Here is a 14,772-nt window from a genome sequence, read left to right as displayed (position 1 = left end):
GCTCGGTGAGGGGAAGGCGGCGCAGAGTGTGGGGTGGCCCGTCTGGTAAGGGCTGGGGGTGGCGGCCTCGCCCTCCCCCCCCCCCCCCCCCCCCCAGTACCGCTCGCGCTGGAACGCGTAGGTCGGCAGGTCCACCTTGCGGGCGTTGGCGCCCGCGAAGAAGGCGGCCCAGTCGACCGTGCCGCCGGCGGCGTGCAACCGGCCGAGGCCCGTGACCGCCGTGACCGCCTCGTCACGTCCCTTGCGCTGCAAGGCGATGCCGTCGTCCACCAGCGCGCTGAGCACACCGTCCGGGCCGACCTCGACGAACCTGCTGACGCCCGCGTCGTGCAACCGCGTCACGGCGTCGTGGAAGCGCACCGCTTCGCGGACGTGCCGCACCCAGTACTCCGGGTCCGTGACGTCACCGGCCGTCGCGATGGGGATCTCCGGCTCTCGGAAGCTCAACCCCCTTATTGCGGCCCGGAAGTCGTCCAACATCGGGTCCATGAGGACCGAGTGGAACGCGTGCGACACCGCCAGCCGCTTCGACCGCTCGAACTTCGCGGCCACCTCCAACACCTCGGCCTCAACACCCGAGACGACAACGGAGTCCGGCCCGTTCACCGCCGCGAGGCTCACACCCTCGGTCAGCAGCGGCAGCACCTCGGCTTCGGCGGCCTTGATCGCCACCATCGCGCCACCCTCGGGCAACGCCTGCATCAACCGGGCCCGTGCCGACACCAACCGACACGCATCAGGAAGCGATAGCACACCGGCAACGTGAGCCGCCGCGATCTCACCGATCGAATGACCGGCCAAGAAGTCCGGCCGAACACCCCACGACTCCAACAACCGGTAAAGCGCAACCTCAAACGCGAACAACGCAGGCTGCGTGAACTCCGTGCGGTTCAGACGCTCCGCATCCTCACCCCGCACCACCTCCCGCAACACCGGATCGAACCCGGCCAACACCTCACTGAACGCACCCGCGAACACCGGGAACGCCAACGACAACTCACGACCCATCCCGAGCCGCTGCGAACCCTGACCCGTGAACAAGAACGCCGTCCCACCACCGGAACGCGCCATCACCGGCACGACCTCGGCCAGACCACGCACCAACTCGTCCCGGTCCCGACCGACCACCACCGCCCGGTGCTCGAACACCGAACGTGCCGTCACCAAGGACAACCCGACGTCCACCGGCCGGACATCGTCGACGAACGACGCCAACCGCGCGGCCTGAGCACGCACCGCCTCGGCCGAACGACCCGACAGCACCCACGGCACCACCGGCAGCTCGGCCCCGACCGGCTCGGGCTCGACCCGCTCCTCGACGGCCTGCTCGATGATCACGTGCGCGTTCGTGCCGCTGATCCCGAACGACGACACACCCGCCCGACGCGGCCGGCCCTCGACCGCCCACTCGCGCGCCTCCGTCAGCAGGCGGACGCCACCGGCGGTCCAGTCCACGTGCGGCGACGGCTCGTCGACGTGCAGCGTGGACGGCAGGACACCGTGCCGCATCGCCAAGACCATCTTGATGATCCCGGCGACACCCGCAGCCGCCTGCGTGTGACCGATGTTCGACTTGATCGACCCCAACCACAACGGGGCGTCCTCGGCGCGGTCCTGACCATAGGTCCCCAACAACGCCTGCGCCTCGATCGGGTCACCCAACGTCGTGCCGGTGCCGTGGCCCTCGACCACGTCGACGTCCGAAGTGGACAGCTGCGCGCCGGCCAAGGCCTGGCGGATCACCCGCTGCTGGGAGGGGCCGTTCGGCGCGGTGAGGCCGTTGGACGCGCCGTCCTGGTTCACCGCCGACCCGCGCACGACCGCCAGCACCTGGTGCCCGTTGCGGCGGGCGTCCGACAGCCGTTCGACCAGCAGGACGCCGACGCCCTCGCTCCAGCCGGTGCCGTCGGCCGCGCCCGCGAACGACTTGCACCGGCCGTCCGGCGCGAGGCCGCCCTGGCGGGTCATGTCGACGAACGTGTCCGGGGTGGACATCACGGTCACGCCGCCCGCGAGCGCCAACGAGCACTCGCCGCGCCGCAGCGCCTGGATGGCCAGGTGCAGGGCGACCAGCGACGACGAGCACGCCGTGTCGATGCTGACCGCGGGACCTTCCAGCCCGAGGGCGTAGGAGATGCGACCCGACACGACGCTGGCGAGGCTGCCGTTGCCGTGGTAGCCGGCGAGCTCCTCCGGCAGCGGCCCGAGGCGCAGGCCCCAGTCGTGGTACATCACGCCCGCGAACACACCGGTGTCGCTGCCCCGCAACGACACCGGGTCGATGCCGGCGCGTTCGACGGTCTCCCACGCGGTCTCCAGCAGCAGCCGTTGCTGGGGGTCCATGGCCTGCGCCTCGCGCGGGCTGATGCCGAAGAAGTCCGCGTCGAACTCGGCCGCGTCGTAGAGGAAGCCGCCTTCGCGGGCGGCGCTGGTGCCGGTGCGGGCGCGTTCCGGGTCGTAGAGGTCGTCCGGCCAGCCTCGGTCACCGGGGAACACCGAGATGGCGTCCTCACCGCCGGACACCAGCCGCCACAGGTCCTCCGGCGAGGTCACCCCGCCGGGGTAGCGGCAGGCCATGCCGACGATGGCGATCGGCTCGTCCACCGACGCCTCGGACGCGGGCGCGGCGACCTCGGGGCGGGCCGCCACCGTGCCGCGCACCAGCTCCGCGAGGTGTCCGGCGAGCGCGGCCGGGGTGGGGAAGTCGAACGTGAGGGTGGCGGTCAGGCGCAGGCCGGTCGCCGTGCCCAGCCGGTTGCGCAGCTCGACCGCGGACAGCGAGTCGAACCCGAGCTCGCTGAACGCGCGGGTGGCGCCGATCGCGTCGGAACCGGTGTGGCCCAACACGTCCGCGGTGGTGGCGCGCACGAGGGCGAGCAGCGCGTCCTGGCGCTTCGCCTCGGGCAGCGCCGCGTACTTCGACCCCGGCGCGTCGGCGACGGCGGGGCGGCGGGCCGGGGTCGGCACGAGGCCGCGCAGCATCGGCGGCACGTCGTCCGGGCGCTTGCGCAGGCCCCCGGTGTCGACGCGGGTGGGCACGAGGGCCGGCTCAGTGCTGCCGAGCGCGAGGTCGAGCAGTTCCAGGTTCTCGGCGGCGGTGAGGGGTTCGAGGCCGGAGCGCGCGATGCGCCGCAGGGCCGCGTCGTCCAGTCCCGCGCCCATCCCGGTGTCGGTCCACAGGCCCCAGGCCAGGGAGGTGGCGGCGGAGCCGGCCGCGCGGCGGTGGGTGGCGAGCGCGTCGAGGAAGACGTTGGCCGCGGCATAGCCGGCCTGGCCGGGCGCGTCGAACAGCGTGGCGGTGGAGGAGAAAAGCACGAACGCGGCGAGGTCGCCGGCCAGCTCGTGCAGGTGCCAGGCCGCGTCGACCTTGGGCCGCAGCACGGCGTCCAGCCGGTCGGGGGTCAGCTCGCCGACGAGGCAGTCGTCCAGCACCCCGGCCGCGTGCACGACGGCGGTGAGGGGGTGGGCGGGGTCGATGCCGTCGAGGAGGGCTCGGGTGGCTTCGCGGTCGGCCAGGTCGCACGCGGCGACGGTGACGTGCGCGCCGAGCGCGGTCAGCTCTTCGCTCAGACCTGCCGCACCAGGCGCTTCCGCACCACGCCTGCCGACGAGGAGCAGGTGGCGAACGCCGTGTGCGGCCACGAGGTGCCGCGCGAGGTGCGCCCCGACCCCGCCCGTGCCACCGGTCACCAGGACGGTGCCGCCGGTGACCAGCGCGGCGGCAGCCGAATCCCGGGCAGACCCGGCCGAGTCCCCCACCGAACCGGCGATGTCCTGGGTGCGCGGAGTGGCGGTGTCCAGGGTTCGTGGCGATGTCGCGGGTGCGGGCGTCAGCCTCGGCACGAGGACCTTGCCGTCGCGCAAGGCGAACTCCGGCTCACCCGTCGCCACGGCCGCCGCCAGCGCGCTGTCCGAGGCAGGCGAGCCGTCGAGGTCCGCGAGCACGAACCGGCCCGGGTGCTCGGCCTGCGCCGACCGCACCAACCCCCACACCGGCGCGAGCCGCAAGTCGGGCGCTTCGCCGTCGACCGACACCGCACCACGCGTCACGATCACCAGCGGCGAGTCCGCACCACCGGCCGTCCACTCCCGCACCCGGTCGAGCACCGTCGCGGCGACGGCCCGCACGGCGGCCGGCACGTCACCGTCCACCGGCTCCACCCGCGCCACGGCGAAGTCCGCGCGCACGGGGTCCGGCACGACCGCGAGCGGCGTCCACGCCACGCGGTGCAGTGCGGCCGGGCGGCCGGTCCGGGCGGCGCGCAGCTGCTCCTCCGACACCGGCCGCACCAGGTACGAACCGATCGACGCGACGGGCGCGCCGTCGCCGTCCGCGAGGTCGAGGCGGGCCGAGTCGTCACCCGTCGCGGTGATCCGCACGCGCAGCGCGGACGCGCCGGTGCCGTGCGGCACGACGCCGCCCCACCCGAACGGCAGCCGGGTCGTCCCGGTCGCCGAGGCGGGCCACGCGAGGTCGGTGGCGTGCAGGGCCGCGTCGAGCAGCGCGGGGTGCAGGCCGAACGCCGCGCCGTCCACGCCCTCGGGCAGCACGACCTCGGCGAACACCGCCGACCCCACCCGCCACGCGGCGCGCAGGCCCTGGAACGCCGGGCCGTAGCCGTAGCCCTGGTCGGCCAGCTCGTCGTAGATCCCGGAGACGTCCACGGGTTCCGCGCCGGCGGGCGGCCACTCGGTCAGGTCGGCGGGCACGTCCTCGGCGCTCGGCACGAGGACGCCGTTCGCGTGCTTGGTCCACGCCTCGTCGACCTCCGCGCCCTCGGGCCGCGAGTACAGCTCGACCTCACGCCTGCCGGTCGCGTCCGCGGCCCCGACGACGGCTTGCAACGCCACCACGCCGGTCGCGGGCAGGGCCAGCGGTGCGGCCATGGTCAGCTCCTCGACGGCCGTGCAGCCGACCTCCTGCCCGGCGCGCAGGGCGAGTTCGAGGTAGGCGGTGCCGGGGAGCAGGGCGCTGCCGCCGATCGCGTGGTCGGCCAGCCACGGGTGGCTGCGCAGCGACACACCGCCGGTCAGCACCACGCCATCGGAACCGGCCACGCCCACGGCCGCGCCGAGCAGCGGGTGCCGGACCGCGGACTGGCCGGGCGCGGCGTCGACGGCGCGCGGCGCGGTGAGCCAGAAGCGCTGCCGCTGGAACGGGTACGTGGGCAGCTCGACCTGCCGGGCGCCGCGGTCGGCGTAGAACGCGCGCCAGTCCACCTCGCCGCCGCGGACGTGGGCGAGCGCGACGGCCGACACCAGGGTCCGCTCCTCGTCGTGGCCCCGGCGCAGCACCGGTGCGGTGGCGAGGTCCGCCGCGTCCGCGCAGTCGGGGACCATGGCCGACAGCACGGCGTCCGGGCCCAGCTCGACGAACGTGGTCACGCCCTGCGCCACCAGGTGCCGCACGCCGTCGAGGAACCGCACGGACCGGCGCACGTGCTCGGTCCAGTGCTCCGGCGAGGCCAGGGTGGCGGCGGTGACGGGCGCGCCGGTCAGCGTGGAGACGATCGGCACGCGCGGCCGGGAGTAGGTGACGACCTGCGCGAGCCGGCGGAACTCCGCCAGCATCGGCGCCATGAGCGGCGAGTGGAACGCGTGCGACACCCGCAGCTGCTTCGTGCGCCTGCCGAGGCCGGCGAAGTGGGCGGCGATGAGCGCGACACCGGTCTCCTCGCCCGACACGACGGTGGACCGGGCGCCGTTGAGCGCGGCGATGTCGACGTCGTCGGTGAGCAGCGGCAGGACTTCGTCCTCGGTGGCCTCCAGCGCCACCATCGCGCCCGCGCCGGGCAGCTCGCCCATGAGCCGGCCGCGCGCGGCGACCAGCAGGGCGGCGTCGGCCACCGACAGCACGCCCGCGACGTGCGCGGCGGCCAGCTCGCCGACCGAGTGGCCGATGAGGTGGTCGGGGCGCAGGCCCCAGGACTCCAGCAGCCGGAACAGCGCGACCTCGACGGCGAACAGCGCCGGTTGCGCGTACTCGGTGCGGTGGACTAGTTCGGCGGTCGGCGTGCCCGGCTCGGCGTGCAGCACGTCCCACAGCGAGGTGTCCAGTTGCAGGTCGAGGTAGCCGATCGCCTCGTCGCGCGCCTTGGCGAAGACGGGGAAGTCGCGGTAGAGCTGGGCGCCCATGTCGGCGCGCTGGCTGCCCTGGCCGGTGAACATGAACGCGAGGCCGCCGCCGGTGCGGGCGGAGCCGACGAGCACGTCGGACGTGGGCTCACCGGCCGCGATCGCGCGCAGCCCGCGGCGCAGCTCGTCGCGGTCCGCGGCCACGACCACGGCGCGGTCGGCGAGCGCGGCCCGCGTGGTGGCCACCGAGAAGCCGAGGTCGGCGGGCTCGGCGTGGGCGTCGAGCAGCCGTTCCGCCTGGGCGCGCAGCGCCTGCTCACCGCGTGCGGACACCACGACCGGCGTCACCTGGCGCGGCCGGACGTCGCGCGGCACGGCGCCGGCGTCGTCCGCCGGCGGCTCCTCGATGATCACGTGCGCGTTGGTGCCGCTGATGCCGAACGCGGACACGCCGGCGCGGCGCGGGCGTTCGCCGCGCGGCCACGCCACCGGTTCGGTCAGCAGCCGCACGTCGCCAGCGGACCACGTGACGTTGGGCGACGGCGCGTCGACGTGCAGCGTGCGCGGCAGCACGCCGTGGCGCATCGCCAGCACCATCTTGATCACGCTGGCGACGCCGCCCGCGGCCTGGGTGTGCCCGAGGTTGGACTTGACCGAGCCCAGCCACAGCGGGCGGCCCTCGGGCCGGTCCTGCCCGTAGGTGGCCAGGATCGCCTGCGCCTCGATCGGGTCGCCGAGCCGGGTGCCGGTGCCGTGGGCGTCCACCGCGTCCACGTCCGCCGCGGTCAGGCCCGCCTCGGCCAGCGCCTGCCGGATCAGCCGCTGCTGGGACGTGCCGCTGGGCGCGGTGAGGCCGTTGCTCGCGCCGTCGGAGTTGACCGACGAGCCGCGCAGGAGCGCCAGCACCGGGTGGCCGTTGCGGCGGGCGTCGGACAGCCGTTCCACGACGAGCAGGCCGACGCCCTCGGCGAAGCCGGTGCCGTCCGCGGCGGCGGCGAACGCCTTGACCCGGCCGTCCGGGGCCAGGCCGCGCTGCCTGCTGAACGCGGTGAACATGCCGGGGCTGCCCATCACCGCGACGCCGCCGACGAGCGCGAGCGCGCACTCGTGCCGGCGCAGCGCGTTGGCCGCGAGGTGCAGGGACACGATGGAGCCGGAGCACGCCGTGTCGACGGTGACGGCGGGCCCTTCCAGGCCCAGCACGTAGGCGACGCGGCCGGACACCACGCTGGGCGCGTTGCCCGTCATGAGGTAGCCGTCGAGGCCTTCGGGCGCCTCGTGCACGTGGACGCCGTAGTCGTGCACCTCCGCGCCGACGAACACGCCGGTGCGGCTGCCGCGCAACGAGGTCGGGTCGATGCCGGTGCGCTCCAACGCCTCCCAGGCCGTCTCCAGCACCAGGCGCTGCTGCGGGTCCATCGCCACCGCCTCGCGGGGGCTGATGCCGAAGAAGTCCGCGTCGAACAGCGCTGCGGTGTCGAGGAAGCCGCCCCGGTCGACGTAGCTCTTGCGGGGCGCGTCCGGGTCGGCGTCGAAGTAGTCGTCGAGCGCCCAGCCGCGGTCCGCGGGGAACGGCCCGAGCACGTCGCGGCCCTCGTCCACCAACGTCCACAGTGCTTCCGGGTCGTGCACGCCGCCGGGGAAGCGGCAGCCGATGCCGACGATCGCGATCGGGTCGTCCGCGTCGTCGGTCGGGCGGGTCGCGACCGGCGCGGTCGTCGCGGGCGCGAGGCCGAGCAGTTCCGCGCGCAGGTGCTCGGCGAGCAGCGCGGGCGTGGGGTGGTCGAAGGCCACGGTGGGTGGCAGGGCGAGGCCGGTGGCGGCGTTGATCCGCGTGTGCAGGTCGACCAGCGCGAGCGAGTCGAGCCCCAGGTCGCGGAACGCCACCGCGTCCTGCACGGACACCGGCTCGCCCGGCCGCACCTGTCGCAACGCCGCCAGGGCGTGCCGGCGGACGAGCTCGACCAGGACCCTGGTCTGCTCGGGTGCGGAAAGCTCCGCCAGCGACGCGGTCAACTCGGACTCGTTCATCTGCACTCTCCACGCATTCGCCGTCGCACGCTCGTTGCACGAAAACAGGGACGACCGCGCCGGCACGCCCCTAGCCGACCCCTGACCTAGCGCTCCGGGCTCGCGGGCAGGGATACGGGGTGGTGGTCGGGTAGCCCGGGTCGCCCCGGCTCGCCGTCGTAGGCGCGGCGCACGTACGACAGGTCGGCCAGCAGGCCCGAGGACGTGACGTGCCGCCCGCCGGTGGGCGCCACGAGGTGGCGCAGGGGCAGGTTGCCCAGGTCCGACCAGCACAGCCGACCCCGCGCGTCGAGGTGGCTGCGGGTGCGGCCCGCGTTGTCCGGGTGCAGGCAGTAGGGGATGTCGAGGTAGCCCCGTTCGAACGCGCGCAGCAGGGCCGTGCCGACGTCGCCCGCGAGGTCGAGCACGGCCTCGACCAGTGCCCGTGCCTCGGCGTAGGTCTGGGTGTCCCGCGGGGCGGGTCGGGTGGTGCCGGCACGCGCCGCGGCGGCGGCGTGCTCGAGCGCCGCCACGTTCTCCGCGATGGTGGGGATGCGCCGGGACTCCGCGACGGTCTTGACGATGAGCCGCTCGGACCCGGTGGTCACGGCGAGTTCCGCGGCCTTGCCGAGCAGCCGGTACGCGCCCGCGGGCGTGGTGGGGTAGGCGCCCATGTAGGCGTAGACCACCACGTGCCAGTCGGCGACCCGCAGCAGTTCGCCGCACAGGCGGCGCAGCGCGGCCACGGCCTCGACGTCCTGCTCCTGGTTGGTCTGCTGGGCGTAGCTGACGGAGATGCTGCGGATGCCGTTGGCGGCGAAGAACAACGCCTCCAGCACGCTGATCGCCACGAGCTGGCTCGGCGGGCACAGCTGGCCGAGCATGCAGCCGCCGAAGGTCTCCACGTGCGGTTCGACGCCGAAGTCCCGCAGCGCGGTGAACCTGGTGGCGGCGTCGGCCCAGTTGCGCACGGACTCGGCGAGCGGCGTGCGGCCGTAGGGCAGGCAGTACGAGACCGGGCCGCCCTCGGTGGCGTCGATCTTCAGGCGGACGAGGGCGGACACGATGTCGCCGGGCACGGCCGAGCCGTGCCGCACCTGGACGGGGAAGTCGTCGTCGCGGAGTCCGTCGAGGACACCGGCCGTGGTCTCGGGGAGGTGGGTCACGATGGGGTAGCCGTTGAGCGGCATGCCGTCGGCGAGCGCGGCCTCGGCCGCGGCGAGGTCGCCGACGCGGGTGTAGCTGTCGAGCGTGATGGTGCCGACGGTGGTGGCGCGGGCGTGCTTGGTGGCCATGAGCCCGGCGCGCATCCGCTCGGGCGAGTCGAACCCCATGCGCGGCTGCACGACCAGGCCGTCACGGCGGGCGGCGGTGCGCACGAACTCGCCGAACCCGACCGGCCGCGTGCCCAGCTCGCCGGGGGTCCGCCCGACGACGCCCTCACCGGCCGACGACCCGACGGACCTCACGCCGCCCACCTCGCGGCCCGCCGCACCTTCCGATCACCGCGCCCGGCGGCACCGCGACCTCCGCTCGCCGAACGCGCGCCCCGCGCCCCGCGCCGGGCGACACCTGCCGACCGCGCGGCGGTGAGGCGCTCATGGCCGGAAGCCGATCGCTCCAGGGACTCCACACGCCCACAGATAACGCCCAGCCGAGCCACGCCGACGTCCTCGCGCCCCACCGGCCGGCCGAACGCAGACCGGGACGCGCCTTCGAAGTCGGGCCGGGCGGGCGGCTCGACCAGATCCACGGCGCCGGGCGCCGGTCGCCGGACCGACGCCCTCACGCCGTCGCCTCCGAACCCTGCGCCACGCGCGACAGGGCGGGGCGGCCGGCGGGCGGGATGGCGCGCATGAACCGGCGGAAGTCGGCGATCGCCTCGCCGCCGTCCTCGAAGACCGCGTCGAAACCCGCCGCCAGCAGGGCGGGCGTGTGGCCGCTCACGTCGCCGGACACGCCCAGCTTGCCGCCGATCACCACGGGCGTCGCGGCCAGTTCGGGAACGCCGCGCAGCCGTTCGATCACCCGCAGGGCGTCCTGGCCGCCGTGCCCGTTGACCGTGCCGATCACCACCAGGCCGGGCCGGATGCGGCGGCACCGCTCCACCAGCACCTCGTCCGGCACGCACGGCCCGAGGTTCACCACCGGGTAGCCCAGCTCCTCCACGAGCAGCTGGAGGAACACCAGGTTCCACGTGTGCGAGTCGGACGCGACACCGCTCACCACGACCGTCGGCGCGGTCGGGAGGTGGTCCGGAGTCGTCACCGGTACACCCGGCGGTGCTCGATGCTGGACACCGAGACGACCTCGTCACCCCGCACCACGACCTCGGTCGGCGCGGGCCTGCCGAGGAACATCAGCAGGCTCGCCGTCGGCCCGTACGCCCCGGTGTTGGGCACGCACACGACGTCACCGGACTCCACCGGCGGCAGGTCGATCTGCCGACCGAGGACGTCCCCCGGCGTGCACAGCGGACCGACGAGGCTCGCCTTCTCCACCGGCCCGTCGCCCTCCGCGGTCTGCACCTGGACCGGCAGCAGCCGGCCGAGGCCGGACATGCCGCCGAACGTGTTGATGCCCGCGTCGGTGATCACGAACTTGCGCCCGCGGCTGACCTTGACGTTGGTGACGCCCGCGACCAGCGTGCCGCTGCCACCGACCAGGTAGCGCCCCGACTCGCAGGCCACGCGGGGAGCACCGGCGCGCCACTGGGGCAGGTGCAGGTCGAGCGCCCGTTCGAGCGCGGCGCGCAGCTTCGGGTACTCGGGCCGCTCCCCCGGCGCGCCGTATGGCACGGTGAAGCCGCCGCCGATGTCGAGGTAGCGCAACGGCAGGTCGAGCTCCGCCGACAGCCGGGCGGCGAGCGCGATCGTGTGCTCGAACTCGCCGATCAGGTTGTCCTCGTCGGTGGCGTTGCTGAGCGGGAAGAAGTGGAAGCCCGCGATCCGCACGCCCGCCACCTCCCGCAGCAGCGGCAGCGCGTCGGCCAGCACCTCGCTGTCGAAGCCGAACTGCGACGGCGTGCCGGTCATCCGGATGCTGGTGGTGGCGCTGGCCGCGGCGCTGTTGACGCGCAGCAGGCAGTCCACCTCGACGTCCTGGGCGCGGGCGGCCTCGCCGACGTGCCGCACGTCGGTCACCGAGTCGGTGGAGAACAACCGCACGCCCTGCGCGATCGCCTCGTCCAGCTCGCCGCGGGTCTTGCCCGGACCGGTGTAGAGGCAGTCCTCGCCGCGGAACCCGGCGGCGAGCGCGGCGGCCAGCTCGCCGGTGGAGCTGATCTCCGCCCGGCAGGTCCGGCCCTCCCCCTCGCGCAGCGCCCGCACCAGGTCGGGGTGCGGGTTGGCCTTGAGCGCGTAGAACAGCTCGACGTCGTCGGGCAGCGCGTCGAACAGCTGCTTCCTCGCCTCGGCCACGTCGTCCAGCCGGTACACGTACAGCGGCGTGCCGAACTCGGCGGCAAGCCCGACGTCGTCGGTCATCATCTGCTCCGGTCGAGGAGGTCGGCGAGCGCGGCGCGCGCGTTCTTGCCGTGCATGGTCAGCGGCAGGTCGTCCACGACCCGGCAGATCGCGGGCACCTTCGCCGGTTCGAGGCGCTGGGCCAGTTCCTTCAGCACCACGTGCGGGTCGACGTCGCCCTCGACGAACAGCGCGAGGTCGCGGTCGCCCGACGGCGGTACCGCGGCGGCCGTCCGCACGCCGGGCACGTCCATCGCGGCGGCCTCGATCTCGACCGTGCTCATGCGGATGCCCTTGCGCTTGAACATGTCGTCGCGGCGGCCCTCGAAGTACAGGTAGCCGTCCTCGTCGACGCGGCCGTAGTCGCCGGTGTGCAGCCGCCGCTGCCCGGTGTCGCCGACCGGCCGGAACGTCCGGTCGGTCAGCTCGGGCATGCGCCAGTAGCCGGGCATGACGTGCGGGCCGGACACCACGATCTCGCCGACCTCGCCCTGCGGCACGGGTTCGCCGTCGGGGCCGAGGATCGACACGGTGGTGCCGGGCAGCGGCAGGCCGACCGACTGGGGCCGCTGGTCGTCCTCCTCGGGCGGCATGATCGACACGCGCTTGCACTCGGTCTGGCCGAACTGGCGCACCACCCGGACACCGGGGAACGCCGACCGCAGCGCGCCGATCGTCGGCGCGGACAGCGCGGCGCCGGTGTTGGTGATCAGCCGGACCGGCGGTGGCGGCTCGACGTCGCGCTGCGCCAACGTGGTGATCATCGTCGCGAGCGACGGCACGATGGGCACCACGGTCGCGCCGACCTCGCGCATCCGCCGCAGCAGCAACAGGTCGGACTCCTCGCCCGCCAGCACGATCTCGCTGCGGCCCAGCGTCGTCAGCAGGACCTTGTAGAGGCCGTAGTCCCACGACAGCGGGAAGCGGCAGAACACCACGTCGTCGGCGCGGTAGCCGAGCACCTGCTGGAGGGCGCGGGACGCGAACACCACCTGCGCGTGCGGGCCGATCACGGCCTTGGGCGCGGCCGTGCTGCCGGAGGTGTAGATGAGCACGGCGATGTCGTCGGGCGCGACCTCGACGTCCACCCGGACGTCCTGGTCGGCCGCCGCCTCGACCTCGGGCCACACGTCGGCCAGGTCGTGCACCGGCAGGTCGGTGATCTCCCGCAGCCGCCCCGTCTGCTCGCCCGCGCCGATCACCGCGACGGGCTCGGCGTCGGCGAGCACGGAACGCAGGTGGTACTGCTTCATCGCGGGGTTGAGCGGCACGAAGACCACGCCGTTGCGGGACGCGCCGAAGAACATCGCGACCTGTTCCCGGCGGGTCGGCAGCTGCACGACGAGGCGGTCGCCGCGGCGCAGCCCCTGGTCGTGCAGCCACCGGGCGAAGGCGTGGCTCAGCGCGTGCAGCCGGCGGTAGGTCAGCGTGCCGACCGGGTCGCGGACGGCGGACGCGTCGGGCGTCTCGGCCGCGGCGTCGTCGAGCAGGCCGTGGATCGACGCGGCGCGTTCGATCGGGTCAATTCGGGCGTCCAAAATCCGCGTCTCCCATTCGGAAAGCGGGGCCTGAGCAGAATTCGATGGGCTCGAACGTAACCGGCGGCCGGCGCCGGTCACACCCCTACGGAGCTTTTCTCACCCCTAGGGGCGTACTCGGCCGCGGCGGCCGCCGCGAGTCGGGAACGGTCCACCTTGCGGTTGGAGTTGAGCGGGAATTCCTCGACGTGCCGGTAGCGTTTCGGCACCATTCCGGAGGGCAGCGCGGAGCGCAGCGCGGCGGCCAGCGCGGCGGGCGGCGTCGGCTCGCCGGTGTAGTAGACCGCCAGTTCGGTCAGCTCGTCCGCGGTGACCGCGACGACCACCGCGTCCTGCACGCCGGGGCACGACCGCAGCGCGTGCTCGACCTCGGCGGGCTCGACCCGCCAGCCCTGCACCTGCACCTGGCTGTCGAGCCGGCCGAGGTAGATCAGCTCGCCGTTGTCGAGCCGGCGCACGCGGTCCCCGGTGTGGTACCAGGTGCGGCCGTCACGGCGGACGAAGCGGCCCGGCTCGTCGGCCGGGTCGAGGTAGCCCGCGGTGAGCTGAGGCCCGGTGACGCACAGCTCGCCCTCGTCGGCGACCGGCTCGCCGTCCGCGCCGAGCAGCACGTGGTCGTGTCCCTCGTGGACGGCGCCGATGGGCACGAGTCCGTTGACGCACAACGAAGGCGACGTGTCGGGGCGCCAGCGGTGCCCGGTGACGGTGACGGTCAGCTCGGTGGGGCCGTAGATGTTCTCCAGCGCCGAGCCGGGCGCCGCGGCCTGCCAGTCGGCGGCGTCGGCGGCCTTGAGCGCCTCGCCCGCGAACAGGCTCAGCCGCAGCCCCGGCAGCGCGCCGGGTCCGAGGCCGCCGGTGCGGCGCACGAGCGGGATCGCGCTGGGCGTGGAGAACCACACCGTGACGTCGCGCTCGGCCAGGAACTCCGGCAGTCTGCGGTAGGCGGCGGCGGGCACGGCCTGCACCGTCGCGCCCGCGTCCCACGCGCAGAACAGGTCGAACATCGCGCAGTCGAAGTTCAGGTCGAACGTCTGCGAGAACACGTCGTCCGGCCCGGCCTCGTACCGGCGGGTGACGAGGTCGAAGTAGTGCCGGGTGTTGCCGTGGGTGATCGACACGCCCTTCGGCGTGCCCGTCGACCCGGAGGTGAACAACAGGTAGGCGGTGTCGGTCGCGTCGACCGACCGCGGCTCGCCGAGCGCGGTGGCGGCGTGGACCGGCACGGCCCGGCCGGCGGGGACGTCGCCGCCCGCCGGGGCGAGCACCGGGACGTCGACCTCCGGCATCCGGGCGAGCACGCCCGCGCCCTCCTCGTCGACGATCAGCGCCGACACCCCGGCCAGCTCGATCATCCGCGCGGTGCGCGCCGGCGGGAACGCCAGGTGCAGCGGCACGACCGCGGCGCCGGTGTAGAGCGCGGCGAGCACGCCGACGTAGGCCTCGATGCTCTTGCCCGCCAGCACGCCGATCGCGCGCGGCCGTTCGTCCACTCCGGCCAGCAGCGCGCCCGCCCACCGCGACGCGCGGTCGTGCGCGGCCTCGTAGGTGATCGCGTCCGCGCCCACGCGCACCGCGTCACGGTGCGGCGAAACCCCGAGCCCGCGCAGGAAACGGGCGTGCAGCGCGGGTGTCGTGTCGGTCATCGTGGCTCCGGTGACTAGGGGGCGCCAGGGGTTGTGAGGGCA

Annotated in this window: 6 protein-coding genes; all 6 read right to left on the bottom strand. The window is 74.4% G+C overall.

Annotated features, from left to right (window positions below; genetic code table 11):
* Positions 1-8,112, bottom strand: an 8,112-nt coding sequence (locus tag ACZ7GX_RS14945) for an SDR family NAD(P)-dependent oxidoreductase (RefSeq protein ID WP_498776783.1), incomplete at its 3' end; no start/stop codon positions are given.
* An 80-nt stretch (positions 8,113-8,192) separates the two neighbouring features.
* A complete protein-coding gene (locus ACZ7GX_RS14940) occupies positions 8,193-9,497 on the bottom strand; it encodes a methylaspartate mutase (protein WP_498776842.1) in 1,305 nt (434 codons plus the stop codon).
* A 373-nt stretch (positions 9,498-9,870) separates the two neighbouring features.
* A complete protein-coding gene (locus ACZ7GX_RS14935; RefSeq protein ID WP_498776781.1) occupies positions 9,871-10,353 on the bottom strand; it encodes a cobalamin B12-binding domain-containing protein in 483 nt (160 codons plus the stop codon).
* On the bottom strand, positions 10,350-11,570 hold the full coding sequence (locus ACZ7GX_RS14930) for a type III PLP-dependent enzyme domain-containing protein (protein ID WP_498776779.1): 1,221 nt from the start codon (positions 11,568-11,570) through the stop codon (positions 10,350-10,352). Before ACZ7GX_RS14930 ends, ACZ7GX_RS14935 begins: the two co-directional genes overlap by 4 nt.
* Complete coding sequence (locus ACZ7GX_RS14925; protein WP_498776777.1) at positions 11,570-13,087, bottom strand: AMP-binding protein; 1,518 nt, start codon at positions 13,085-13,087, stop codon at positions 11,570-11,572. The genes ACZ7GX_RS14930 and ACZ7GX_RS14925 overlap by 1 nt, the downstream gene beginning before the upstream one ends.
* 77 nt (positions 13,088-13,164) lie before the next feature.
* Positions 13,165-14,730 carry an AMP-binding protein gene (locus tag ACZ7GX_RS14920; RefSeq protein ID WP_498776775.1) on the bottom strand — a complete coding sequence of 522 codons (1,566 nt, stop codon included), beginning with the start codon at positions 14,728-14,730 and terminating at the stop codon, positions 13,165-13,167.
* Between the last annotated feature and the right edge of the window lie 42 nt (positions 14,731-14,772).

This window comes from Actinosynnema sp. NPDC037264, assembly GCF_055603705.1.
The sequence above is the reverse complement of the archived record's forward strand: the minus strand, read 5'-3'. Positions and strand labels throughout refer to the sequence as shown.

Excerpts from the sequence above, each read along its gene's own strand:
- ACZ7GX_RS14920 (WP_498776775.1), bottom strand. The coding sequence starts at position 14,730 with ATGACCGACACGACACCCGCGCTGCACGCCCGTTTCCTGCGCGGGCTC.
- ACZ7GX_RS14930 (WP_498776779.1), bottom strand. The coding sequence starts at position 11,570 with ATGACCGACGACGTCGGGCTTGCCGCCGAGTTCGGCACGCCGCTGTAC.